Source organism: Bradyrhizobium sp. AZCC 1693 (assembly GCF_036924745.1).
GTDB lineage: Bacteria > Pseudomonadota > Alphaproteobacteria > Rhizobiales > Xanthobacteraceae > Bradyrhizobium.
Window position 1 is genome coordinate 5,211,282 of sequence record NZ_JAZHSD010000001.1, and the last position, 23,732, is coordinate 5,235,013.

A 23,732-nucleotide genomic window follows, 5' to 3' on the forward strand; every position below is an offset into this window, starting at 1 on the left:
TCATGAACCAGGCTTCCAAATCGACGCTGGAAGGGCCCCGTACAACTGTCCGCGCCTTCTTTGTCGGCGAGCGCCTCAATGCGTCGGGCCTCGAGCGCGGCGACGTTCTCTCCACAACTCCACTCGCTTTTCGCGTCAATCAAAATGGCGGCGTCGCGATCCTGTTTCGCTACGGCGTTGTGGTTTTGATCGGCCTCAATGCCCTGGAGGAGGAAGAATTCCTTCGCGGCCTGCAGTCGCGCATGACAGGAGCATTCGTAAGGCGCGACGAGGAAACGGCCGTCGTTGAACTCGGCTCGGACAAGGAGGACCAAATTCCACCCGGCGGCCCGATTTGCCTGCAAAGCTTTTCGCCGGAGCGGCTGATTTTGGTGGGCGAGGCGCTTGCGAAGAGCGTCGTCCTGGCGCGGCACGAGCGCGAGGTTGCCAGCGTGTTTGACGCCACGGAGCCGTTCGCGCGAGAACTGGCGCGCAGCGGCCGGATGGGTGGCGGCCGCCGCTCGATCCTGAAGCATATTGGCAATGCGCTCCTGGTGCGGCACCGGGTGTCAGGGCCGGTCGAGGTAGCGGAGAAACCCGACGTGCTGTGGGACAAGCCGCATCTTGAGCGGCTCTATGCGCGCCTGGAAGACGAGTACGAACTCAAGGAGCGCGCGGAATCGCTGAACAGCAAGCTCGCCGTGATCGCCGAGAGCGCGCAGGTGTTGACCGATATCATCGATACGCGGCGTTCGCTGCGGCTCGAAGTGATTATCGTGCTGCTGATCCTGTTCGAGGTGATCATGACGATCTATCAGCTCGTCATGGGCCGGCACGGCTGAGCTCTGTCGTCCCGGCCAAGCGAGCAAAGCGAGCGCGCGCCGGGACCCATAACCACAGGCGTCTGTTGTGCGACGGCTGTAGCTCCAGCCCGGCGCAACAACATGCGCCGGTGGTTATGGGTCCCTGCTTTCGCAGGGACGACTCGCGGAGATAGCGCCGCAGACCTACCGCTTGATCTGCGCCTTCAGCGTATCCTCGACCACGCGGTCGAACGACGACGCTTTCGGCGGCGCCTTGGCGCGCTGGTCGGCGACGTATTTGTCGCGCTTCGCCACCAGGGCTGCGAGCTTCTCGTTGAGCGCCTTGCGCTGGCTCATCTGCTTGTTGACTTCCTCGCTACGCTGCTCCGGCTTCAGCGCGCGGAGATTGTCGGGCAGGTCTTCTTCCTTGACGGCGGAAAGCCTGCTGCGGCCGGCAAAGACGTCTGCGACAAGGTCGCCATCGCCGGTCACGGCTTCGGACGTCGCCTTGGAACGCTTGTTGAGATAGCTCGCCATCTCCGAGGCCTGCGCGGGCGCGACCTCGGACAACTGCTTGGTCTTGCCCTCGGTGCGCTTTTGCATCGCGCGGGGCCCGTAAGGGATCACGGTGCCGTTGATCTCCCGCTGCAGGATGATGATGTCCTCGTCGTAAGGCGTTTCGATGATGACGACCTGGCCGCCGTCCTGCGGAATCGGGATGAAGCGGCCGTTGCCGTTCTGGGCGATGTCGCGCCACACCCGCTCGGTATCGCGGGCATCGCCGGCCAGCACCGCGTTGACGATGATGTCCCTCTGCTTGGCGACCGACAGCGTGACCGGATATTTGGTGTCCTGCGCGTAATCCATGTGCGGCGGCGCGTCGCCGACCAGGAACACGATCCGTCTGGTGTCGCCACCGCTGGTCCATTGCAGCTTGTTGACGGCAACATCGAGCGCCTCATTGACGCTCTCCGGCCAGTCGCCGCCGCCGCGGGCTTTCAGCTCCAGCAGGTTGGCGTAGAGATCCTGGATGTCGGTGGTGAGTTCGACCTTTTTCGCGACGTAGTCGTCGCCGATGTCGCGATAGGCGACCAGGCCCATGCGGATGTCGGCATCGGGATTGGAATCGACGATCGCGGTCGCGATCGACCAGATCTTGCGCTTGGCGCCTTCGAGCAGGCCACCCATCGAGCCGGTGGTGTCGAGCACGAACGCCACTTCGACGGCGGGCTTTGCAAGGGCTGGCGACGGGCCGCCGGACAGGGACAGGGCGGTGAGGGCAAGGGCAAAAGCTGACGTAGCGATGCGGGGCATCGTCAGATCTCCTCCAGTGTTTTTGTCCCTCGAGGCCAAGGTTCCCTTGGCTTCACGGTGCGCTGAGGTCCAAAAAAGGGCGGGTTGCGGACAAATTTGTGGCCGGCTTTATGCCGGACTTGGCATCCCAGAATTGGCATCGCTCTGGGTGGTCGCCGTGAAATCGGATAGGGTTCACGACCATGGAATCATCAGCCCGCCACGTCAGTCTCGTTCCCGCGCCGGACCGCCGTCAGTCGGAAACGGCGCTGGCGATCGCACGCGGCACTGCGCGGCTGTTACGATCGCTGGGGTTCTCCTGCATCAGCGAGCTGCCGCTGCCCTCGGGGCGGCGCGCCGATCTGGTGGCGCTGAACGAGAAGGGCGAAATCTGGATCGTCGAGATCAAGTCATCGGTGGAAGACCTGCGCGCCGACCAGAAATGGCAGGATTACCGGATGCATTGCGACCGGCTGTTCTTCGCCTTCACGCAGGACCTGCCTTGCGAGATATTTCCGCAAGACACGGGCCTGATCATCGCCGACGCCTACGGCGCGCACCTGCATTGCGAAGCCCCCGAGCACCGCCTGCCGGCGGCCACGCGCAAATCGATGACGGTGCGCTTTGCGATGGCGGCGGCGCAACGGATCAACCGCCTGGTCGATCCGCAGGGCCATGGGGAGTTTTAGTTCGTCGTCATGCCCGGGCTTGTCCCGGGCATCCACGTTTTACAATGGTGTGGCAGCAAAGACGTGGATGGCCGGGACAAGCCCAGCCATGACGAGAAGAGCGATCGTCACAAATTAAGAGCTTACCGCGGCGCGCGTTTCGCCAGAATCCGCTGCAGGGTGCGACGGTGCATGTTCAGCCGCCGCGCCGTCTCCGAGACGTTGCGGTTGCACATCTCGTAGATGCGCTGGATGTGTTCCCAGCGCACGCGATCCGCCGACATCGGGTTCGACGGCAGCTCGGATTTTTCGGTGCCGCTGGCGAGCAGCGCCGCCACGACGTCGTCGGCATCCGCTGGCTTCGAGAGATAATCCACCGCGCCCATCTTCACTGCCGTGACGGCGGTGGCGATGTTGCCGTAGCCGGTCAGCACGATGGTGCGCGCGTCGGGGCGCTTGCGCTTCAGCGCCGACACCACGTCGAGCCCGTTGCCATCGCCAAGCCGCAGGTCCACCACGGCGAAGGCCGGCGCGGCCTTGTTGATCTGCGCCAGCCCGTCGGACACGGTGTCGCAGGATGTCACCGCGAAGCCGCGGGTTTCCATCGCGCGCGACAGGCGCTCGAGAAACGGCTTGTCGTCCTCGACGATCAGCAGCGAGCGGTCGGCGAGATCGTTCAGTTCGGCGATGGCGTTCAAGTCGGGTTCCCCCGGTTGTGGTACTTATGAACCATATGGCGTGACAATATAGCACTGCCAAGGCCCTCAAAAGCCAATCGGTTTGCTTTCCCCCATGCCTGGGATGGTTCTAATCCGCTGGGCCTGCAGCACTTTCCTCGGTCTCGAAACGGGCGCGGGGCCAGGCGATCTGCACCACGGCGCCGTGATCGGGAAAGGTCCGGTTGGAGAAGGAAACCTTGGCGCCGGTCCGTTCCAGCAGCGTGCGGGCGATGAACACGCCAAGACCGAGTCCTGTGCGTTCGCGGTTGGCCTCATCGGCGCTGCGGCGCCTTGATAAATAGGGTTCCCCGATCCGTTTCAGCATATCGGGCGCGATGCCTGGGCCGTCGTCCGAAATGACGATCTCGACCGTATCGGCGTTCCACCAGGCGTTCACCTCCACGGTCGTCCGTGCGAAATCGACGGCATTCTCCAGGATGTTGCCGACGCCATAGAGGATCGCCGGGTTCCGCGCGCCGACCGGCTCGCGCGTGGCTGCGACAGCTAGCCGCACCTTGATGGCGACGCCGAAATCGCGGTGCGGCGCCACCGCTTCCTCGATCAGCGTCGACAGCGGCATGAGGTCGAACGGTGCGCCGGAGGAGGAAAGCTGGGTGATCTTGGCCAGGATGTCGCGGCAGCGCTGCGCCTGCTCGCGCAGGGTTTTCAGGTCGGAAGCCAATGGGTCGTTGCCGTCGACCGTCTTTTCCAGCTCCCGCGAAATCAGGAAGATCGTCGACAGCGGCGTGCCGAGTTCATGGGCGGCGGCGGCCGCGAGGCCATCGAGCTGGGTCAAATGCTGCTCGCGCGTCAGCACCAGCTCGGTCGCAGCCAGCGCGTCGGAAAGTTTTCGCGCCTCCTCGGTCGCCTGGAACGCATAGAGGCTGGTGACGCCGATCGCGAGCACGATCGAGAGCCAGACCCCGAACAGATAGATCGGCGGCAGTACCAGCGGGTCTTCGCTGTCCCACGGGAGCGGCAGATGGAAGAACACCAGCGCCGAGGCGCAGGCGACCGCGAGCAGGCCGAGCCCGACCGTCATCCGGATCGGCAGCACCGTCGCCGAGATCAGGACCGGGGCGAGGAACAGGAACGAAAACGGATTTTGCAAGCCCCCGGTCAGGAACAGCAGCGCGGCGAGTTCGACGATGTTGAGCGCGAGCAGCGCCGCTGCATAGACAGGTTCCAGTCGCTGCATCGGGTTGAAGGCAATTTGCAGCGCGAGATTGAGCAGCGCCGAAATGCCGACGATGGCGACGCAGGCGATGACGGGAAAGGCGAATTCCAGCCCATGCGCCACGATGAAGATCGCGGTGAGCTGGCCGAGCGCAGCCAGCCAGCGCAGCCGGAGGATCGTATCGAGACGGACATAGCGGTGCGGAAGGCGGAAATCGGAGGCGGCGACGTCGGTCATATCCGGAGTTTAGCCGCGCGGGCGTGCGATCACAAATTCGCGCGGTCATCCGGTCCGGCACGGGGGCCTGCATGGCGGCAAGCAGCCCAAAGCCTTGCGCTGCCAGCCATGATGGCCCAATGAACGGGGCGTCATGGACAATAGTGAGACAGCGCCAGCACAGTCTCCCGCGGCCGGGCCGGAAAGCTCCGCCGCGATCGACGTCGCGCATCTGATAAAACTCTACAAGACCACCCGCGCGGTGGATGACGTGTCGTTCCGGATCGCGCGCGGCAGCATCACCGGGCTGCTCGGCGGCAATGGCGCCGGCAAGACCACGACGATCGCCATGATCATGGGACTGGTGCTGCCGACCTCGGGGCGCGTCCAGGTGCTCGGTCATCCGATGCCGGAGCAAAGCGCCGAGGTGCTCGGCCGGATGAATTTCGAGAGCCCCTATGTCGACATGCCGATGCGGCTCACGGTGCGGCAGAACCTCACCATCTTCGGCCGGCTCTATGCGGTGAAGAATCTCGCCGAGCGCATCGAACAGCTCGCATCCGACCTCGATCTCAAGGATTTCCTCGATCGCGCCAACGGCAAACTCTCGGCCGGGCAGAAGACCCGCGTCGCGCTGGCGAAGGCGCTGATCAACCAGCCTGAACTGTTGCTGCTCGACGAGCCGACGGCGTCTCTCGACCCTGATACCGCCGACTGGGTGCGGCAGCATTTGCAAGACTTCCGCAAGACCCATGACGCCACCATCCTGCTGGCGTCGCACAACATGCTGGAAGTGGAGCGGCTGTGCGACCGCGTCATCATCATGAAGCGCGGCCGCATCGAGGATGACGACAGTCCCGACCAGATCATGGCGCGCTACAACCGGAACACGCTGGAAGAAGTGTTCCTCGACGTCGCGCGCGGCCGGGTGGCGGAGGGGGCATCGTCGTGAGCGAGATCACAGTCCATCGCGCCATTTCCTGGCACCGTATCCAGGCGATGGTGCTGCGCTATTGGTATCTCCTGATGTCGTCCTGGCCGCGGCTGCTGGAGCTGATCTACTGGCCGGCGCTGCAGATTATCACATGGGGCTTTCTGCAGAACTACATTTCGCAGAACGACAATTTCTTTGCGCGTGCCGGCGGCACGCTGATCGGGGCGGTGATCCTGTGGGACATCCTGTTCCGCGGCCAGCTCGGCTTCTCGATTTCGTTCCTCGAGGAGATGTGGGCGCGCAACCTCGGCAACCTGATGATGAGCCCGTTGAAGCCGATCGAGTTTCTGATCTCGCTGATGATCATGAGCCTGATCCGGCTGGCGATCGGCGTGATCCCGATGACGCTGCTGGCGCTGTTCTTCTTCGATTTCAATTTCTTCGCGATCGGGCTGCCGCTGATCGCGTTCTTCTGCAATCTGATCTTCACGAGTTGGTCGGTCGGAATTTTCGTATCCGGCCTGGTGCTGCGCAACGGGCTGGGCGCCGAGAGCATCGTCTGGACCTTGATGTTCGGCCTGATGCCGCTCGCCTGCATCTATTATCCAGTCGCGGTGCTACCTGCCTGGCTGCAATATATCGCCTGGACGCTGCCGCCGACCTATGTGTTCGAGGGCATGCGCGCGCTTCTGATCGATCACGTCTTCAGGGCCGACCTGATGGTCTGGTCGCTGGGCATCAACGCGGTGCTGTTCGTTGCCTCCTTTGCGATCTTCCTCGCCCTTTTGCGCAGCGCCAAACACCACGGATCTTTGCTCGGAGGTGGCGAATAAGTCACAGTTCCCCGTGGATTTGCGGGGTTTTTCGTCCCTTATACATCTGGATAGGAGCGTTCGGTGCATTGACGCATTATTACCCATTCTGCACTATGCTGCGGCGCAAACAGAGGTCAGAAATAAAATGCCGATTGGTGAGTTTGGCGGCGCACCGCCCCTAGTGGCCGAAGGCAGTCCGGCGCTCACGACGCCGATGTACTGGATGTACGAAATGGGCCACGCGTCGCTCAACCCGGCGCGCGCCGTGACCGACGCCACCAAGATCCTGTTTCAAAATCCGCTTAATCCCTGGTCACACACCGAAGTCGGCAAATCGATCGCCGCGGCCTGCGAGTTGTTCGAACGCACCACCCGCCGTTACGGCAAGCCCGAATGGGATCTCGACACCACCGAGGTCAACGGCGTACGTACGCCGGTCGAAGTCCGCTCGATCTGGGAAAAGCCGTTCTGCCGTTTGCTGCATTTCGATCGCAAGCTGACCCGGCCGCTGCGCGCACCCCATCCGCGCGTGCTGATCGTGGCGCCGATGTCCGGCCACTACGCGACGCTGCTGCGCGGCACGGTCGAGGCGTTCCTGCCGACGCATGAAGTCTACATCACCGACTGGTCCGACGCGCGCATGGTTCCTCTCGCCGAGGGCCGCTTCGATCTCGATGACTATGTCGATTACGTCATCGAGATGCTGCACGTGCTTGGCGGCAACATGCATGTGATCGCGGTGTGCCAGCCTTCGGTGCCCGTGGTGGCGGCTGTTTCCGTGATGGAAGCCGCGCGCGATCCCTTCGTGCCGCTGTCGATGACGCTGATGGGCGGCCCGATCGATACCCGCCGCAATCCCACGTCAGTGAACAACCTCGCGGCCCAGCGCGGCATCGAATGGTTCCGCAACCATGTCATCACCAAGGTGCCGTTTCCGCATCCCGGCGTGATGCGCGACGTCTATCCGGGCTTTTTGCAGCTCTCGGGCTTCATCACCATGAATCTCGATCGCCACACCGACGCGCACAAGGCGCTGTTCAATAATCTGGTGAAGGGCGACGGCGACATGGTCGACAAGCACCGCGAATTCTATGACGAGTATCTCGCGGTGATGGATCTGACGGCGGAGTACTATCTGCAGACCGTCGATGTCGTCTTCGTCAAGCACGCGCTGCCCAAGGGCGAGATGACTCATCGCGGCCAGCCGGTCGATCCGTCGCAGATCCGCCGCGTGGCGCTGATGACGGTGGAAGGCGAGAAAGACGACATCTCCGGCCTCGGTCAGACCGAAGCGACGCACGCATTGTGCCCGCATATTCCGGATCATCGACGTGTGCATTACGTGCAAAAGGGCGTTGGGCACTACGGAGTGTTCAACGGTTCGCGATTCCGTTCCGAAATCGTGCCGCGCATCTCCGATTTCATGATGTCGGCGGCCAATACCAAGCTGTCAGCGGCTAATATCAAGCCGACATTGGTCCGTGCCGCCGAATAGTGCCCGGGCGGCATCGATTCCGAGCTGCCGATAAGTTGCTGAGAAGATTCAAACATTCCGGATTCCGGTCGAATCAAGCGGTGAGTTCAGACTCACTTCTTGAGGGGCCTTTTTGACTCCTGGTTCCAGCCAAAATTTTGGGTTCCAACCCCATCCCCTAGAGGCCATTTGCCGCCAAGGCCCTGTATATTGGGCAACTGATTTGTTTTTGCGCCGAGCAATTTAGATGCGATTTCCCTGGCGGCGGATATGGCAGAATCCGGGCGAACTCCTGCTCCCCGGACTCCAAGATATGGCTACTCGCGCCCTCCTTTATCGGCGGCCCGCCGAACCCGCGACTCTTTTGGTCAAGCACGGCTCGCAAGTCTTTGCGATCAGGTTGCGCCGGCATCGCCGCGCGCGGCGATACACCTTGCGCATTCATCCAACGGATCGCGAAGCCATCCTGACGATGCCGCCGCGCGGCACGATCATGGAAGCCAAGGATTTTGCGCAGCTTCACGGCGGCTGGATCGCCGCCCGTCTCGGCCGTCTGCCGAAGGCCGCGCCGTTTCAGGCCGGCACTGTCATACCGTTGCGCGGTGTGCCGCACCGGATCGTGCATCGCGCAGGTGAGCGCGGCACGGTGTGGACCGAAACCCGCGACAGCGGCGAGAAGATTTTGTGCGTGGCCGGCGGTTACGAGCACATGGACCGGCGCGTCCACGACTTTCTCAAGCGCGAAGCGCGGAAGGACCTGCACAAGGCATCGCTGGCCTACGCGGCGGATCTCGGCGTGCGGGTCAGGCGGGTTTCGATCCGCGACCAGTCGAGCCGCTGGGGATCGTGCACCTCGGCCGGCTCATTGTCGTATTCCTGGCGATTGATTCTCGCGCCGCCCTATGTGCTGGACTATCTCGCCGCCCATGAGGTCGCCCATCTCGTCGAGATGAACCACTCGCCCAGGTTCTGGCGCGTCGTCGGCCGCATCTGCGACCATGTCGAACGCGCCAAGCGCTGGCTCGACACCTACGGCAACGACCTGCATCGCTACGGGGTCGAGGATTGACGCTCGTGTCCCGGACGCGGTGCAGCGCTCTTCGCGCTGCTCCGCAGAGCCGGGACCCACATCTTGCTAGGCCCCGGATCAGCAGCGCATCACTGCGTGCTGCGCAGCATCCGGGGCACGGAAGACCGCCTATCTTCCAAACAACCGGTCCACCAGCCAGCCATCGAGTCCCGCCGCGGCCTCCGGCCGCGCATTTGGATTGGGTGGTGGCGCGGAGGTTCGCGCCGGCGCTGGCCGATACGAACCGCCCTGCGGGGCTGACGGAGCCGGCGTTGCGCTGGCCTGCGACGCGGTCTGGAACAGGTTCGACATGAATCCGCCGCGCTGCGAGTTCGGCAGGCTGGCCACCGGCACGCCCTGATGCGCCGACCGCATGAAGCGGGTCCAGACTTCCACCGGCAGGCCGCCGCCGGTTGCCTTCTTGGTCGGCGAGTTGTCGTCATTGCCGAGCCAGACGCCGGTGACGAGGTTGGCCGTGTAGCCGATGAACCAGGCGTCGCGGAAATCCTGGCTGGTGCCGGTCTTGCCGGCGGCCATCCAGCCCGGAATCTCCGCCTTGCGCGCGGTGCCCGAGAGCAGGGTCTCCTGCATCATCGTGTTCATGGCAGCGACATGGCGCGGCTCGATCACTTGGCTGAGCTGGTCGGGCTGCCGCACATACAGCAGCTTGCCTTCATTGGTGCGGATCCTGGTCACGACATGCGGGGAGACGCCGAGCCCGCCATTGGCAAACGGCGCATAGGCGCCGACCAGTTCGATGACGGACACTTCCGAGGTGCCGAGCGCGATCGAGGGATTGGCCTCGAGTTTTGATGAAATGCCGAGCCGGTGCGCGGTCCGCACCACGTTCTTCGGTCCGACTTCGAGGCCGACCCGCACCGCGACCGTGTTGAGCGACATCGCCAGCGCCTGTGTCAGCGTCACCGCGCCGAAATATTCATGGGTGTAGTTCTCAGGGCGCCAGCCCTTGAGATCGAGCGGCGCGTCCTGGCGGATCGTTTCCGGCGTCAGGCCGCCTTCGATCGCGGTCAGGTAGATGAACGGCTTGAATGCCGAGCCGGGCTGGCGTTTGGCCGTCACCGCGCGGTTATACTGGCTGTCGGCATAGTTCCGCCCGCCCACCATGGCGCGCACCGCGCCCTCGGGCGTCATCGCCACCAGCGCCCCTTGCGTGACGTTGAATTTCACGCTCTTCGCCGCGAGCTCGTCGATGATGGCGGCTTCCGCGACACTCTGCAGCTTCGGATCGATCGTGGTCTCGACCACGATGCTCTGGTCGATCTGGCCGACGAGATCGTCGAGCACCTCGCCGATCCAGTCGGCGACGTAATTGATCGTGCCGGCGCCGGCCGGCTTCACATTATACGAGGGATGGCCGATCGAGGCCTTGGCCTGGGCGGCGCTTATGAATTTGGCGTCCGCCATCGCCGCGAGCACGATCTGAGCGCGCGCTTCCGCGCCTTCGGGATTGCGGTTCGGCGCCAGCCGCGACGGCGACTTGACGAGGCCGGCCAGCATCGCGGCTTCCGCGACCGTGACGTTCTTGGCGGATTTGCCGAAATAGCGCTGCGAAGCCGCCTCGACGCCATAGGCGCCGGAACCGAAATAGACGCGGTTAAGATAGAGCTCGAGAATTTCGTTCTTGGAGTGCTTGCGTTCCAGCCACAGCGCCAGCTCCACTTCCTGCAGCTTGCGCGCCATCGTGCGTTCCTGGGTCAGGAACAGGTTTTTGGCGAGCTGCTGCGTCAGCGTCGAGCCGCCCTGCGACACGCCGCGATGCAGAACGTTGGCCACGGCCGCGCGCGCGATGCCGACGGGGTCGACGCCGTAATGCGAATAGAAGCGGCGGTCCTCGATGGCGATGAACGCCTTCGGCAAATAAGGCGGCAGATCCTTCAGTGCGACATTGGTCCCGGCCATTTCGCCGCGCGAAGCCAGCAGGCTGCCGTCGACGCCTGTAATCTGGATGGTTGGCGGGCGCTTTGGAATTTCCAGCGACTGGATCGCCGGCAGATGCGCCCCGACCCAGACCACGACGCCGATGATCGCGATCGTCGCCCACAGGCCGAGCACCGCGCCCCAATAGATCAGGCGGCCGAACCTGAACCGGCCGCGCGATTTCGCACGCCGCTTGGCGCCGCCTCTCCCCGCGCGCGGCTTGCGCTCGCGCGGCGGCGGCTCATCGTCGTCCTCTTCGTGCTTGCGCCTGGGCACTGATTTCTTCGGTTTGTCGTCGTCGTCGACGGCGGCTGGAATGCGATCCTCAGGTGAAAGCCGCAAGTCCGCGAGCGCTGCCGGAAGCCCGAACAGCGGCTCCTTGCGTCCGCCGCTCTTTTTCCGTCCCCACGCCATGACAAACGCCGTTCACACCCGTCCCGCCATACGCTAGCGGGGGCTGTTTAAAGGTCGGTTACGGAAAGGTTAATGCGGGATTAGGAGGTGCGGCGGGGCCATATTAAGATGGCTGCAAACCAAGGCGTTCTCGGGAGAAATCGGCATGGGCCACATCGATCCTACCAGGGAAGTGTTTGCGCAATTTCGGGCCAATGACCGGCCGGGTCCGATCCACATGCTCAATCTGGTTCGCTTGCGCGCGCAGGCCGCCTATCCCGACGGCCGCAAGGCGACGGGCGCGGAAGCCTACGCGGCCTATGGGCGCGAAAGCGGCCCGGTGTTCGAACGGCTCGGCGGCCGCATCGTCTGGCAGGGCAGGTTCGAACTGATGCTGATCGGGCCGCAAGACGAGCGCTGGGATCACTGCTTCATCGCCGAATACCCAAGCGTCGCGGCATTCGCCGAGATGATCCGCGATCCCGTCTACCGCGAAGCGGTGAAACACCGCCAGGCTGCGGTGGAGGATTCCCGCCTGATCCGCCACGCGGTGCTGCCGGTCGGCAAGACGTTTGGCGAGATACCTGCCTAGATCGTCATGGCCGGGCTTGTCCCGGCCATCCACTCTTTCTGGCTGCTATACCGTTAAGACGTGGATGCCCGGGCCAGGCCCGGGCATGACGAATGCAAAAAAAATCGGCGGTCCCGAGGGACCGCCGATCGCTTCTTTCCGCCGATCGTTTCGATTGGGTCGTCGCGACTAGCCTGCCGCGCCCTTGTCCTCGAGGATCGGGCCGAACAATTCCCAGCGCTCGCCGTTGAACTTCATCATCTGCAACTGCTTGTTGACGCGGTAATCGTCAGGCCGGGTGTTGACGGTGATGCCCGGCAGCAGCAGGTCGAGCTGAACGTTCTTCAGGCTGGTGGCCTGTTTCAACACGTTCTCCCGGGTCAGGTTGTCGCCGCAGGCCTTGAGCACATGGATCAGCAATTCCGTGGTCATGTAGCCGTAGGAGTTGAAGCTCGAATCCTTGTCGCCGTCGGGATAGTACTTCGCCATGAACTCGAAATACTTCTTCATGCCCGCGTCATCTTTCCAGGTCGGATCGAGCGGATCCTTGCCGTAGTTGACGCTGATCACGCCCTTGGAGGCTTCGAGTCCCGCCGGCTTCATCACGGCGCCGACCGACGTGGCGTTGATGTCGAGGATGTGCACCGGCTTCCAGTTGAGCTCGTGGATCTTCTTGATCGCCTGCGCCGCCTGCTTGGGCGTCGTCGCCGAGAAGAACAGGTCCGCGCCGGCATCCTTGATCTTGAGGATCTGCGAGTCGATGGTCGGGTCGGAGACTTCGTAGGAGGCTTCCGCCACGATCATCTTCGCCGCCTTGTCGCCGAGGCCGGCCTTGATGCCGTTCAAATAATCCTTGCCGAGGTCGTCGTTCTGATAGAGCACGCCGACCTTGGCGTTCGGATATTCCTTGATGATGTACTGGCCGTAGATGCGCCCCTCGACGAAGTAGTTCGGGTTGAAGCCCATCGTCCATGGAAAATTCTTCGGGTCGGTGAACTTCGATGCGCCGGTTGCGGCGAAGAGCTGCGGCACCTTCTTGGAGTTGAGATATTTCTGCACCGCTGCGTTCGAGGGCGTGCCGAGGAGCTGGAAAGTGAGCAGCACTTCGTCGCTCTCGACCAGCTTGCGGACCTGCTCGACGGCCTTCGGCGGCGAGTAGGCGTCGTCATACTGGACCAGATTGATCTTGCGGCCGTTCACGCCGCCCTGATCGTTGATCATCTTGATATAGGCGGCTTGCGTCTTGCCGATGGTGGCATAGGCGGAGGCCGGTCCGCTGAATGGATTGGTCTGGCCGATCTTGATCTCGGTGTCGGTCGCGCCGGTGTCGTATTTTTTCTGCGCGGAAGCCGTCGAGACCGACAGCGCAAGTGCGAGCGCCGTGCCGGTCACCAGATGGAAAATACCCTTCTTCATTATGCTGCGTTCCTCGTGTGTTTTATGATTGGCGCTGATCGTGCCGCAGGCCGGTCCGGCCGCACGGATATCGTCGCTGCCACAATAGTGGCGGAAGGCATGTTGCAATGCAAGGCGCCCAAAGGGCGTGGGTTCGGGTATCAGGTTCCGCCTGCTCAAAAAGAACCCATTACCTGTGCCAGCCACAAAATGATGCACGGTCGCGCGGGCGTTGCGGCGCTCAAAACAAAAGCCGCCGGCATCATAGGTGATGCTGGCGGCTTGTGTCTTGAATCAGCGCGGGGCGCTAACCGGCCGGTCCGGTATCCTCGATGATCGGTCCGAACAGTTCCCAGCGTTCCCCGTTGAACTTCATCATCTGCATCTGCTTGTTGATGCGGTAGTCGGTCGGCGAGGTGTTGGTGACCATGCCGGGCAGCGACAGGCTGCCGGTGACGTTCTTCAGATTGGCGGCCTGCTTCATGATGTTTTCGCGCGTGAGATCGTCGCCGCATTGCTGCAGGATCTTCACCAGCAATTCCGCCGTTGAATAACCATAGGTGTTGACGGTGTTGAGCTTGTCACCCTCGGGGTAATATTTGTCCATGAAGGCGAAATAGGCCTTGATGCCGGCATCGTCCTTCCACTGCGGATCGCCCGGGTCCTTGCCGTAATTGGTAGAGATGATGTCCTTGGAGATATCGAGGCCCGCGGGCTTGAGCGTGGCCGACACCGGGCTCGCATTGATGTCGAGGATGTGCACCGGCTTCCAGCCGAGGTCGGCGACCTTCTTGATGGCCTGCGCTGCGAATTTTGGCGTCGAGGCGTCGTAGAGCAGGTCAGCGCCCGCTGCCTTCAGCTTGACGATCTGCGAGTCGATCGTCGGATCGGTTAGTTCATAGGAGGCTTCGGCGACGATCATCAACGTGGCCTTGGTGCCCAGGCCCTCCTTCAGTCCGGTGATGTAATCGCGGCCGAGGTCGTCGTTCTGGTAGAGAATGCCGATCTTGGCGTTGGGGTGATTTTGCAGAATGTATTTTGCGTAGATACGTCCCTCGGACTGGTAGTTGGGATTGTAGCCCATCGTCCAAGGGAAGTTCTTGGGATCGGTGAATTTGGAGGCCCCGGTCGCGGCGAGGAGCTGCGGCACCTTCTTGGCGTTGAGATATTTCTGGACGGCCGCATTCGACGGCGTGCCGATGATCTGGAAGGTGAACAGAACCTCGTCGCTCTCGACCAGCTTGCGCACCTGCTCCACGGCTTTCGGCGGCGAGTAAGCGTCGTCATACTGGATCAGATTGAGCTTGCGGCCGTTGATGCCGCCCCGTTCGTTGATCATCTTGAAATAGGCTGCCTGCGTCTTGCCGATGCCGGCATAGGCCGACGCCGGGCCTGAGAATGGAACGGTCTGGCCGATCTTGATTTCGGTATCGCTCGCGCCGGTATCGTACTTCTTCTGCGCGCTTGCGGATGTCGCCGATAGCGCGATCGCAACCGCCGCGCCTGCAAGCAGATGAAGAATGCCACTTCTCATATCGCTGCCTCCGTAGTGTTGACCGATGATCGTGTCCGGTCACCGGTTCGGATGGCCAGCCGTCATCGTTGCCAGCGAGTGTGGCGGAACGGATTTGGCAACGCAAGGCAGTGAAAGGTGAGCCCGTCAAGCCAGCCAGAGCAGGACCAAAGCGAGCGTCGCGGGCGCCGCCTGCACGTAGAGGATCCGGCGGCTGACGGTCGCCGCGCCATAGGCGCCCGCCACGATCACGCAGAGCAGAAAGAATACCTTGATCTGGAAGGCGAAGCCCGGAGTGGGATGGAACAGGCCCCAGACGAGGCCCGCGGCGAGGAAGCCGTTATACAGGCCCTGGTTGGCGGCCAGCACCTTCGAATCCCTTGCCTTCTCGATTTCGTTGCGGAAGATCTTCAGGCCCAGCGGCTTGTCCCAGAGAAACATCTCCAGCACCAGAAAGAACACATGCAGCGCGGCAACCACCGCGACCAGAGAATTGGCGATGAAGATCATGTTGCGGTCCCCCAAACCGGCAGCGGAATTCGGGTGGACGCTAGCATGGCGTGCGTGAAAAGTGCGGATCGCCCCGCCGATATTTTTCAGGGAATGACGATGCCCGAAAACTTCAACCTCGATCGCCTTCCAACGCCCATCGGGACGGCGCTATTGGTCACCGATGCGGACGGCCTGCTCCGCGCGCTGGACTGGGACGATTATGAGCCGCGCATGCAGCAATTGCTGCGCCTGCATTATGGCACGGTGAATTTGAAAGATGCGCCGGCGCCGGGCGAGTTGCGCGCCGCATTGACCGGCTATTTCAAGGGCGACCTCGACCGCCTTGCTGCGATCGAGTGGCGCGTCGCCGGCACGCCGTTCCAGCAAAAGGTCTGGAACGCGCTGCCCCGGATTCCCTTAGGCACGACGCTGAGCTATGGCGCGCTCGCCGCGAAGCTCAAAATGCCCAAAGCCGTCCGCGCCGTCGGCCACGCCAACGGCTCGAATCCGATCAGCGTAGTCCTGCCCTGTCACCGCCTGATCGGTGCCAGCGGCTCGCTGGTGAAGTATGGCGGTGGGCTGCAGCGCAAGCGCTGGCTGTTGCAGCACGAGGGCGCCCGGATTCAAGAAGGGGGGCGGGTCAATCGAGCGACTGGAAGCTGCGCTTGAGAACCCGTCATACGCTAATCGAGGCCTCGTGTGTTTCGCATGTCCCGCACGATATAGATGAACACAAGAACCGTGGGGGCCCAGGCCAGTATCGCTCCCACCAGCATCGCATACACTGTCGTCATGGCCGCTCCTTGGGTGTTCGTTCCACCCCGTAGCTGGATCAGCTTCTTCCCGCGACCGACGGTTCGGGACATTTGTAGAGCCATTTCCAGTAGGCGCGGTTGCGTTCCAGCTGACGTTTGTAAATCTCGCGGCACTTCACCGAGCAAAACTGTTCGAAATACCAGCTGCGCCGGACCAGCCCGAAGGGGCGCTTGCACTCAGGATTTCCGCAGCAGTTTGTCATGACGCGACCTCCGCATTTGTACGCCGTATCCAGCGAATGAAACTCTCGTGACCCTTGTCGAGACAGAAGCGTCCGCAGTAGCGTTCAATCGCAGGATTTCGCAGGCAGATGATTTTCGGGTCTTCATTGTCGCAATGAGAGCAGCGCGGTTCTAAACGCATGGCGACCTCCTTCTGAGGAATTGCCACTGCCTGATCAAAATGTGATGCTTTGCTGTCGCCCTTGTTCTCTCGGGGAGCGACGATGCGAAGTCTCGCGCCGTCACCACTTTTCTTCAACTTGTCTAGATGTTTGGCGGGGTCATCCTTGCGTATAGCCGGCCCGCAACCCATTACCGCGGCGCCAACCCGGCCGGGTCATTTGCCCGTTGCGGCGCCTTTTCGTTCCAGGGCGGCATCGAGGCACCCGATCAAGGTTTCTCCGTCGAAGGGCTTGGTCAGATAGCAGATCGCTCCGGCTTTCAGAGCGCGCGCGCGATCGCTCTCGACGGCGAAAGCGGTGATGAAAATGAACGGCAGGCTGTGTCCCCGGGCAAGCAGGTAGGCCTGCAATTCGAGCCCGCTCATGGACGGCATTCTGACATCCGCTATCACGCACGATGTGTCACCCAGCTGCGACGATCGCAAGAACTCTTCGGGCGACGCGAATGTATGGACGGCGTAGCCAAGCGATCTCACGAGGTTGTGGGTCGCGGCGCGAACGGATCCATCATCGTCGATGATTGAAATTACCGGTGGGTTGGACACCGTGGTCCTTCCTGGAACGGCGGTCCTTCCTGGAGACGACCGGAAGGTGTCTCTTGCTGTATAGCCGCGTGGTGGGAGAGTGCGTCCGAAATCAGAGTCGGAGAATCATACTTAGGTTTGCGGCCTGCCGGATGCGGGCCCGATCCCGAGCATCTCGGCCATTCTCACCAGATCGGGCAGCGACTTCGCGGTCATTTTTCGCATGATGTGCCCGCGGTGTATCTTCACGGTGATCTCGGCAATGCCGATTTCGGCGGCAATCTGCTTGTTCATGAGGCCGGCCGTGACCAGAGCCATCACTTCCCGTTCCCGCGGGGTCAGGGTCGCGAAACGAGCATGCAGGCCGGAGAGCATCCTGGCTTCATCGCGGCTGACCCGGTCGCGTTCGATTGCCGCGGTTACGGCATCCAGCATGTCCTGGTCGCGGAACGGCTTGGTCAGGAAGTCGACGGCTCCGGCCTTCATCGCCCTGACCGTCATCGGGATATCGCCGTGGCCCGTCATGAAGATGATCGGAATCTGAATATCGGCCTTCGCCAGCTCGGCCTGAAAGTCGAGGCCGCTCAGCCGGGGCAGCCTGATGTCGAGGATCAGGCAGCCGGCAACGTTCGGAAGCTTGCTCTGCAGAAACTCGTGAGCCGAACCGAACACTTCGACCCGCAACCCTACCGACCGGAAAAGGTTGCTCAGGGCTTCACGCACCGACGCGTCGTCGTCGACAACAAAGACGACCGGTTCCTCGGCGCTTGCGAGGGTGTGAGGCGATGCTGGACGGCCGTTCACGTACTGTCCTCCTGATGCAATGGCAGGGTGAACTGAAACGTCGCGCCGGTACCGGCATTGCCGGACGCCGACAGCCGTCCTCCGTGTGCGTCGACGATCGAGCGGCAAATCGACAGGCCCATGCCCATGCCGCTGGATTTGGTGGTGAAGAAGGCATCGAACAGCCGATCGGCATTCTCGGCGGCCACGCCGACACCGCAGTCGCTCACCGTGACCAGAACCTGGCGGGCCTCGTCCTGGAGCGTTCGGATCACCAGTTCGCGCGGCCGGTCCTTGACCGGTTGCATCGCTTCAATCCCGTTGACGACGAGGTTGAGGATGACTTGTTGCAGCTGGATCCGGTCGGCGAGGACCGGCGGGAGGGCAGGGGCGAGTTCCAGCCGCAGCGCCACGCGGTGGCTGAGCAACTCATGCTGCACGAGGCTCAGGACCTCGTTGACGACTTCGTTGATGTGGAGCGCCTTCCGATCGGTGGTCTTGTTCACGAGCGCGCGGACGCGCTGGATGACCTCTCCCGCCCGATTGCCGTCATTGATAATCGACTGCAGGGTGCCGCGCGCTTCCTTCAGGTTGGCAGGTTCGCGGTCGAGCCAGCGCAGGCATGCCGCGGCATTGGTGACGACGGCGGCGAGCGGCTGGTTCACTTCATGGGCGATCGACGCAGCCATTTCCCCGAGCGCCGTCACCCGCGCGACATGCGCCAGGTTCGTCTGCGCTTCATGCAATTCGATCTCGGCTTGCTTGCGGGCGGTAACATCCGTCACGGCCCCGACAAATTCGACGCCACCTGATGCATCCGTCACCGCACGGGCCGTGGCGTGGACATGCTTGACCGCGCCGTCAGGCATCAGCAATCGATATCCGTGCTCGAAGTCCCTTCCGTCGCGGGACGCGCGGTCGATGGTCTGTTGCACGCGCGCACGATCGTCCGGATGAACGCGTTGAAAGACCGCGGCGTGGTTGATGGAGGGAGCCTTGTCGTAGCCAAACATTCTGAATGTTTCTTCCGACCAAATGATTTCTCCGCTGGCGACGCGCCAGCCGAAGCTGCCTGTGCCGCTCAATCGCTGAGCTTCGGCCAGATACATTTCACTCTGCCGCAAGGCATTTTCGGCCTCCTTGCGCTCGGTGATGTCCTCGCACGCGATCAGCACGATCAGCTGATTGTCCAGCCGCCGCACGGCCTTGGCGTTTTCACGAACCCAAAGCGCTGAACCGTCCTTGCGGACCTTCCGGATTTCCCAACTGTGGGGTTGGCCGATGTTCTCCAGGCATATGGCAACGTTGCTCCGGGCTGCCTGCTGCTCTTCGGCAGGAAAGACTTTCAGCACGGATTGCCCGAGCAATTCGCTGACGGAGTAGCCGAGTTGTGCCGCGCCGAATGTGTTGACCGACAGCACTGTGCCGGCCGCGTCGACCATGAAATACATCACCGGGTTGTGCTCGAATACTTCCTTCCATTGCGCCTCACGCTGACGCAACGCCTCTATCGCGTGTTGTTCGGCTCTCGACCGGCCGTGGAGCACGGCTTCCATCTGCCTGCGGGCAGTGCCCACCCGGCGCATCATGATCAGTGAGGCGAGAAGCGAGGCAATGAGCAGCACGACGGCGGTCAAATAGGCGGGGGCCGCCGGCGCGGGGCCGAGCACAAGCCAGATGAAGGCCGCCGCAGCCAACGCCAACACCATGCTGCCCAGCAGCCATTGCTCGGCGGAGCGCCAGGATTTCATGGTCTGGTCCCGCATCATAGGCAGCACAAAAGGCTTGGCCATCCCGGGCCCGCGCTGCGTCGCTAGGTGATCTCTATCATCAGCGGCGACAACGTCGCCCTCCTAACAGGCGCATACTAGCAGCTTTTGGACGTCCGGAAGGATATTCCGGAGGCATAAAGATCCGGGGCGTTCCCTGCGTGCAGTCGATGCGCCACCCGGGGAATGCGACATTCCGATTCCCCGCCCGCGGCCCGGATAGCGATCCCAAACCTAGGTATGATCCTGCCAACCGAATGTAATGTGTGGATCAACCTCCGTTCAATGGTTCGTCCGGTTTCAATGATGAAGCTTATTGGGTAACCCGGTGGCACCAGAGTTTCTGGAAATTGCCCTGCGGGAAGGCGAGACCTTCAACCGGACGTCTCGCCGAACGCAAACATCCCGTCGCAGTTGTCAAACCCGTAACCCGGCGATCGCCGATCGCAAACTTTGGGGATTGATATGCCGAAAGCACGCCTGCGGTTGATCCTTTGCTCTGATGACGTCGGACCCGAGGCAAGGCGCCGGAGATCGGACCGCAGCTTCCGACCTTCCGTGATCGATGGTGGCAAGCGGGCAATCGCCGTGTCGGCAGGGGACCCATGGCAAGCGTTGCTCGAACTGTTCGATCTGGGTCTTCTGGTTTCCCAGACAAATTATCTTGCCTTCGTGGCGGCGAGCCTGACTGCTCTCGAGCTCCATGGCTGGGCTGATTTCCAAACAGAACAATCAGACTCGCGATAGCGCGGTCGCTGTCATCGCCCGATCCGCGCCGATGGTTCGCTGGTCAAATATGGCGGCGGGCTCGCGCGGAAACGCTCGCTGCTGCGGCACGAAGGCGTGAACCTCTAATTGGCGCCAGAATTGCCGCCCGCCCGCCCGCGAGGCGCGGCCAAGTCAGCTGAATAGAAGTCAGCTGAATAGAAGTTGCGGATTCCGGCCACGTATGCGACGCTCTGTAGCATTGAGGCCCGAGATCGCAAGGTAGCACCATGGATGACAGCCTGCCCGAACTGGGCGACCTCGAACGCGAGGTCATGCAACTGGTTTGGGCCAATGGTCCTGTCACGGCCGAGGCCGTCCGCGAACGGCTTTCCCGCCCGTTGAAAGAATCGACCGTCCGCACCGTGCTGCGACGATTGGAAGACAAGGGCTACACCACGCACACCGTGGATGGACGAACCTATGTCTATCAGGCCGCCGAGCCACGCGCGCGGGTTGCGGCGAAAGCCGTCCAGCGCATCGTCGACTGGTTCTGCAACGGCTCCGTCGAAGAGGTCCTGGTCGGCATGGTGGACACGGCGATGCTCGACCAGCGCCAGTTACGCACGCTGGCCGACCAGGTTGCGAAGGCCAAGACTAAAATCAAGACCAGGACTGAGACCAAAGCCGAGACCAAGACAGAGGCGAAGGGAAGGAGGAGATAATGCTGGCGATTCTGGCGGAGTCGGCGCTACGCGCCTTGCTTCTCGGAGGCGTCGTGTGGATTGGCTTGAATCTTTTGCGGGTACGGAATCCGCACGTGCACATGACCTGCTGGGCCATGGTGCTGGTGGCGTCATTGTCGATGCCGCTGTTGATGCATTGGACCACGGTAACCGTTACCGTGGACGCGCTGCCGGTGCCGGCGGCCGAACATTTCTGGCCTGCCGGTCCAACGGGCAGTCCGCTGGCGGAGCCGCTGCGTGAGATGCTCCCGGCTGAGCAGGGCATGGCGGCCGCTCGCTCAGCGCCTGTGCAGGCGCTGAATTGGCTGGCACTGGCCACCATCGTTTATGCGCTCGTCGCCGGCCTGCTGTTGTCGAGGCTGGCGGTCGGCCTTTACCTGACCTGGCGGCTGGCCCGTGCCGCCAAGCCGATGCGCGCACCCTGGACCGCCGACTGGAGCGTGCGCGTGAGCAGCGTGATCGCCGGGCCTGTCACCTTCGGCTCGACCATTCTGCTTCCGCCGCAATGCTTCGACTGGGACATGCGCAAGCGCCAGGCCGTGCTGGCCCATGAGGGCGCGCACGTCGCCAACCGCGATTTCTATCTGCTGCTGCTCGCGTCGCTCAATCGTTCGGTGTTCTGGTTCAGTCCGTTCGCGTGGTGGCACCACACCAGGCTGGCGGAATTAGCCGAAATCATCAGCGACGCAAGGGCGCTCGAAGTGGTCGAGGACAGGCTGTCCTACGCCGAGATCCTGCTCGACCTCGTGCAGCACGTTCGGCGGGCGCCGGCGGGCATCGAAATGGCAAGGGCGTGCACGGTGCGTAGCCGGGTGGAGCGCATTCTCGCGGCTACCGCGGCCCCGGCGAAGCTGGGCTGGGGCAAACGAATCGGCACCGTGGCAGTCATCCTGCCGGTTGTGCTCGTCTCTGCCGGCTCCATCGCCTATCGCACCCAGCCGGCGGCTTCGGCCGCGCTCGACCATGCGGCAGATGCCGTGACCGCGGCGCGTAAGCCGCAGTCGGTTTCCTTTTATGCATTGGATCGCGCGTCGATCTTCACCGTTTCGCGGGAGGGCGACGACTTCTTCGGGCAAGTCAGCGGACAGCGAAAGCTCCGGTTGGTGGTGCTGGGTGATGGGACCTATTTCTACCCCGCGGCGGCCGGCCCGATCACATTGGCCGTCAGCCATGAACGGAAGCCATTCGCTCCGGTGCTGAACCAGAATGGCCGCGGCATCAGCGCGATCAGGACGGCCGAATTGTCGTGGCAAGGGATCGCGGTGGATGCGGGCCGGCTGGATTCATATGTCGGCACGTACCAGTTGGGACCCGGCCGCGTCCTCACCGTCATCCGCGATGGCGAGCGGCTCCATGTGCAGGAGACGGGGCGGCCGAAATTCGAGATCGTGGCGCGCGGCGTCGATGCCTTTGCCAGCAGCCATAATGATCTGGTTGTTTTCCTGCGCGACGGTCAGGCCAAGGTGACCCAGGTTCTACTACACGAGCCGGTGTATGGCGCCCGGTTGGCGCCGCGGGTCTCTGCGGCCAGGGCGAAGGCGATCGAGGAAGACTTTTCGCGTCGGATCGCGGCGGCGCCGGATCGATTCAGGGATCAAATCCCGCTGCCGGGCAGCAAGGAGATGATCCTGCAAGGGATCGATGATCTGCAGCGGGGAGCGCCCAGTTACGAGCGGATGAGCGCGGCGCTGGCGGCCAGGATCCGGCGCCAGGCTTCCGAGTTGCAGGCCATGTTCAAGGCGTTCGGCGCGGTGGAATCGATCTTCTTCCGCGGCGTCGGCCCGGGTGGCTATGACATCTATGGCGTGAAGTTCGCCAATGGCGTCGCGGAATTCCGCATCCTGCTGGGGGCGGACGACAAGGCCGACGATGTCATCTTCCGGCCGGATGGCAACAACAAGCCCGGTGGCATCGTCGCCTGTTCGGAGGAAGGGGGCCTCAGAGCCACGGCCGAGACCGCGCCGATCAAGGTGCTGATCTACAATGGCAGCGGGAGCGATCTTCAGCTCTTCAAGCTGGACGCGGAGGGCAAACGCGCGGCCTTCGGGACCATCGGCGAGGACATGACGTTTCCGGTCACGACCAATGTCGACAGTCCATGGGTGATCGCCGATGGAGCGGGGAAGTGTCTGGAGATCGTGCTGCCGGGACAGCGCACGCGCTTCCACACGGTCGAGGCGAGCGGCCGGCCCGGCGGCGCAATGCTGCCACGCACCGTTCCACTGGCCGGCAGCGAAGCGACGCTGCGCGGATATATCGAGGCCGTTGGCCGCGGCGAGCCGGACTACGATCGCATGACGTCCGAAGTCGCGGCGCAGACCCGCCAGCAGCTTCCCTTCAACCAGGCCATTGTCTCCAGGCTCGGCGCCCTGCGCGCGATGTCGTTCCGGGGCGTCTCGGCTCTCGGCAGCGACATCTATATCGTCCAGTTCGCCAATGGTTCGGCGGAGTGGCGGATCGGCCTGGTCAAGGACGGCACGATCGGACGGATTGCGCTGGGTCCGCAGTATTAGCGCCGATGAACTCACGACATCAGG

At 62.7% G+C, this 23,732-nt stretch carries 19 protein-coding genes and 2 pseudogenes; 11 read left to right on the plus strand and 10 right to left on the minus strand.

Features of this window, described 5'->3' with window-relative positions; all coding sequences use genetic code 11:
* The first annotated feature begins 2 nt into the window (after positions 1–2).
* Positions 3–821 carry an RMD1 family protein gene (locus V1293_RS24845; RefSeq protein ID WP_334513032.1) on the plus strand — a complete coding sequence of 273 codons (819 nt, stop codon included), beginning with the start codon at positions 3–5 and terminating at the stop codon, positions 819–821.
* Positions 822–986: 165 nt separating this feature from the next.
* On the opposite strand, the gene V1293_RS24850 is transcribed toward V1293_RS24845, so the two are convergent.
* A complete protein-coding gene (locus V1293_RS24850) occupies positions 987–2,096 on the minus strand; it encodes a vWA domain-containing protein (RefSeq protein ID WP_334513034.1) in 1,110 nt (369 codons plus the stop codon).
* Positions 2,097–2,278: 182 nt separating this feature from the next.
* Here V1293_RS24850 and V1293_RS24855 point away from each other — a divergent pair, with 182 nt between their 5' ends.
* Positions 2,279–2,764 carry an MmcB family DNA repair protein gene (locus V1293_RS24855; RefSeq protein ID WP_334513036.1) on the plus strand — a complete coding sequence of 162 codons (486 nt, stop codon included), beginning with the start codon at positions 2,279–2,281 and terminating at the stop codon, positions 2,762–2,764.
* A gap of 122 nt (positions 2,765–2,886) precedes the next feature.
* On the opposite strand, the gene V1293_RS24860 is transcribed toward V1293_RS24855, so the two are convergent.
* Positions 2,887–3,441 carry an ActR/PrrA/RegA family redox response regulator transcription factor gene (locus V1293_RS24860; RefSeq protein WP_057852373.1) on the minus strand — a complete coding sequence of 185 codons (555 nt, stop codon included), beginning with the start codon at positions 3,439–3,441 and terminating at the stop codon, positions 2,887–2,889.
* 109 nt (positions 3,442–3,550) lie between these two features.
* The gene (locus tag V1293_RS24865; protein WP_334513038.1) at positions 3,551–4,876 is read right to left on the minus strand and encodes an ActS/PrrB/RegB family redox-sensitive histidine kinase; all 1,326 of its coding nucleotides are present in this window, start codon (positions 4,874–4,876) and stop codon (positions 3,551–3,553) included.
* A gap of 133 nt (positions 4,877–5,009) precedes the next feature.
* Between V1293_RS24865 and V1293_RS24870 the strand changes: the two genes are divergently transcribed.
* The 4 genes and pseudogenes from V1293_RS24870 to V1293_RS24885 all read left to right on the plus strand — a co-directional run bounded on the left by V1293_RS24870 (position 5,010) and on the right by V1293_RS24885 (position 9,147).
* A complete protein-coding gene (locus V1293_RS24870; protein WP_334513039.1) occupies positions 5,010–5,807 on the plus strand; it encodes an ABC transporter ATP-binding protein in 798 nt (265 codons plus the stop codon).
* Between the two features lie 47 nt (positions 5,808–5,854).
* The gene (locus tag V1293_RS24875; RefSeq protein WP_442894371.1) at positions 5,855–6,622 is read left to right on the plus strand and encodes an ABC transporter permease; all 768 of its coding nucleotides are present in this window, start codon (positions 5,855–5,857) and stop codon (positions 6,620–6,622) included.
* A 127-nt stretch (positions 6,623–6,749) separates the two neighbouring features.
* Positions 6,750–8,099, plus strand: coding sequence for a polyhydroxyalkanoate depolymerase (locus V1293_RS24880; protein ID WP_334513041.1), 1,350 nt, complete (start codon positions 6,750–6,752; stop codon positions 8,097–8,099).
* A 197-nt stretch (positions 8,100–8,296) separates the two neighbouring features.
* Positions 8,297–9,147 (plus strand): annotated as a pseudogene (locus V1293_RS24885) (M48 family metallopeptidase).
* Between the two features lie 129 nt (positions 9,148–9,276).
* Here V1293_RS24885 and V1293_RS24890 read toward each other — a convergent pair.
* The gene (locus tag V1293_RS24890) at positions 9,277–11,499 is read right to left on the minus strand and encodes a transglycosylase domain-containing protein (RefSeq protein WP_334513043.1); all 2,223 of its coding nucleotides are present in this window, start codon (positions 11,497–11,499) and stop codon (positions 9,277–9,279) included.
* A gap of 145 nt (positions 11,500–11,644) precedes the next feature.
* Between V1293_RS24890 and V1293_RS24895 the strand changes: the two genes are divergently transcribed.
* On the plus strand, positions 11,645–12,070 hold the full coding sequence (locus V1293_RS24895) for a DUF1330 domain-containing protein (RefSeq protein WP_334513045.1): 426 nt from the start codon (positions 11,645–11,647) through the stop codon (positions 12,068–12,070).
* Between the two features lie 168 nt (positions 12,071–12,238).
* Here the strand turns inward: V1293_RS24895 and V1293_RS24900 are convergent, their stop codons facing one another.
* The 3 genes from V1293_RS24900 to V1293_RS24910 all read right to left on the minus strand — a co-directional run bounded on the left by V1293_RS24900 (position 12,239) and on the right by V1293_RS24910 (position 15,467).
* Entirely contained in the window at positions 12,239–13,465 is a 1,227-nt protein-coding gene (locus V1293_RS24900) for an ABC transporter substrate-binding protein (protein WP_334513047.1), read from the minus strand.
* Between the two features lie 286 nt (positions 13,466–13,751).
* The gene (locus V1293_RS24905; RefSeq protein ID WP_334513049.1) at positions 13,752–14,978 is read right to left on the minus strand and encodes an ABC transporter substrate-binding protein; all 1,227 of its coding nucleotides are present in this window, start codon (positions 14,976–14,978) and stop codon (positions 13,752–13,754) included.
* Positions 14,979–15,104: 126 nt separating this feature from the next.
* The gene (locus tag V1293_RS24910) at positions 15,105–15,467 is read right to left on the minus strand and encodes a DUF1304 domain-containing protein (RefSeq protein ID WP_334513051.1); all 363 of its coding nucleotides are present in this window, start codon (positions 15,465–15,467) and stop codon (positions 15,105–15,107) included.
* A gap of 93 nt (positions 15,468–15,560) precedes the next feature.
* Here V1293_RS24910 and V1293_RS24915 point away from each other — a divergent pair, with 93 nt between their 5' ends.
* Positions 15,561–16,118: a methylated-DNA--[protein]-cysteine S-methyltransferase gene (locus tag V1293_RS24915; RefSeq protein ID WP_334516890.1), complete on the plus strand. Its 558-nt coding sequence runs from the start codon at positions 15,561–15,563 to the stop codon at positions 16,116–16,118.
* A gap of 705 nt (positions 16,119–16,823) precedes the next feature.
* On the opposite strand, the gene V1293_RS24920 is transcribed toward V1293_RS24915, so the two are convergent.
* The 3 genes from V1293_RS24920 to V1293_RS24930 form a co-directional block, all read right to left on the minus strand.
* Entirely contained in the window at positions 16,824–17,213 is a 390-nt protein-coding gene (locus V1293_RS24920; RefSeq protein ID WP_334513053.1) for a response regulator transcription factor, read from the minus strand.
* A gap of 111 nt (positions 17,214–17,324) precedes the next feature.
* Positions 17,325–17,996 (minus strand): response regulator transcription factor, encoded by a 672-nt coding sequence (locus V1293_RS24925; protein ID WP_334513055.1) that lies wholly within the window; start codon positions 17,994–17,996, stop codon positions 17,325–17,327.
* Positions 17,993–19,726, minus strand: a complete 1,734-nt coding sequence (locus tag V1293_RS24930) for a PAS domain-containing sensor histidine kinase (protein ID WP_334513057.1) — start codon at positions 19,724–19,726, stop codon at positions 17,993–17,995. Before V1293_RS24930 ends, V1293_RS24925 begins: the two co-directional genes overlap by 4 nt.
* Before the next feature lie 774 nt (positions 19,727–20,500).
* Here V1293_RS24930 and V1293_RS24935 point away from each other — a divergent pair.
* From V1293_RS24935 to V1293_RS24945, 3 genes and pseudogenes are all read left to right on the plus strand, one after another.
* Positions 20,501–20,599, plus strand: a pseudogene (locus V1293_RS24935) (MGMT family protein); the annotation flags it as partial.
* Between the two features lie 140 nt (positions 20,600–20,739).
* Positions 20,740–21,174, plus strand: coding sequence for a BlaI/MecI/CopY family transcriptional regulator (locus V1293_RS24940; protein WP_334513059.1), 435 nt, complete (start codon positions 20,740–20,742; stop codon positions 21,172–21,174).
* Positions 21,174–23,708 (plus strand): M56 family metallopeptidase, encoded by a 2,535-nt coding sequence (locus tag V1293_RS24945; protein WP_334513061.1) that lies wholly within the window; start codon positions 21,174–21,176, stop codon positions 23,706–23,708. Before V1293_RS24940 ends, V1293_RS24945 begins: the two co-directional genes overlap by 1 nt.
* Positions 23,709–23,732: the final 24 nt, after the last annotated feature.

What these genes read in the sequence shown, in the direction of transcription:
- V1293_RS24845 (WP_334513032.1), top strand. Translation starts at nt 3, where the DNA reads ATGAACCAGGCTTCCAAATCGACGCTGGAAGGGCCCCGTACAACTGTC.
- V1293_RS24850 (WP_334513034.1), bottom strand. Translation starts at nt 2,096, where the DNA reads ATGCCCCGCATCGCTACGTCAGCTTTTGCCCTTGCCCTCACCGCCCTG.
- V1293_RS24855 (WP_334513036.1), top strand. Translation starts at nt 2,279, where the DNA reads ATGGAATCATCAGCCCGCCACGTCAGTCTCGTTCCCGCGCCGGACCGC.
- V1293_RS24865 (WP_334513038.1), bottom strand. Translation starts at nt 4,876, where the DNA reads ATGACCGACGTCGCCGCCTCCGATTTCCGCCTTCCGCACCGCTATGTC.
- V1293_RS24870 (WP_334513039.1), top strand. Translation starts at nt 5,010, where the DNA reads ATGGACAATAGTGAGACAGCGCCAGCACAGTCTCCCGCGGCCGGGCCG.
- V1293_RS24875 (WP_442894371.1), top strand. Translation starts at nt 5,855, where the DNA reads ATGGTGCTGCGCTATTGGTATCTCCTGATGTCGTCCTGGCCGCGGCTG.
- V1293_RS24880 (WP_334513041.1), top strand. Translation starts at nt 6,750, where the DNA reads ATGCCGATTGGTGAGTTTGGCGGCGCACCGCCCCTAGTGGCCGAAGGC.
- V1293_RS24890 (WP_334513043.1), bottom strand. Translation starts at nt 11,499, where the DNA reads ATGGCGTGGGGACGGAAAAAGAGCGGCGGACGCAAGGAGCCGCTGTTC.
- V1293_RS24895 (WP_334513045.1), top strand. Translation starts at nt 11,645, where the DNA reads ATGGGCCACATCGATCCTACCAGGGAAGTGTTTGCGCAATTTCGGGCC.
- V1293_RS24900 (WP_334513047.1), bottom strand. Translation starts at nt 13,465, where the DNA reads ATGAAGAAGGGTATTTTCCATCTGGTGACCGGCACGGCGCTCGCACTT.
- V1293_RS24905 (WP_334513049.1), bottom strand. Translation starts at nt 14,978, where the DNA reads ATGAGAAGTGGCATTCTTCATCTGCTTGCAGGCGCGGCGGTTGCGATC.
- V1293_RS24910 (WP_334513051.1), bottom strand. Translation starts at nt 15,467, where the DNA reads ATGATCTTCATCGCCAATTCTCTGGTCGCGGTGGTTGCCGCGCTGCAT.
- V1293_RS24915 (WP_334516890.1), top strand. Translation starts at nt 15,561, where the DNA reads ATGACGATGCCCGAAAACTTCAACCTCGATCGCCTTCCAACGCCCATC.
- V1293_RS24930 (WP_334513057.1), bottom strand. Translation starts at nt 19,726, where the DNA reads ATGAAATCCTGGCGCTCCGCCGAGCAATGGCTGCTGGGCAGCATGGTG.
- V1293_RS24940 (WP_334513059.1), top strand. Translation starts at nt 20,740, where the DNA reads ATGGATGACAGCCTGCCCGAACTGGGCGACCTCGAACGCGAGGTCATG.
- V1293_RS24945 (WP_334513061.1), top strand. Translation starts at nt 21,174, where the DNA reads ATGCTGGCGATTCTGGCGGAGTCGGCGCTACGCGCCTTGCTTCTCGGA.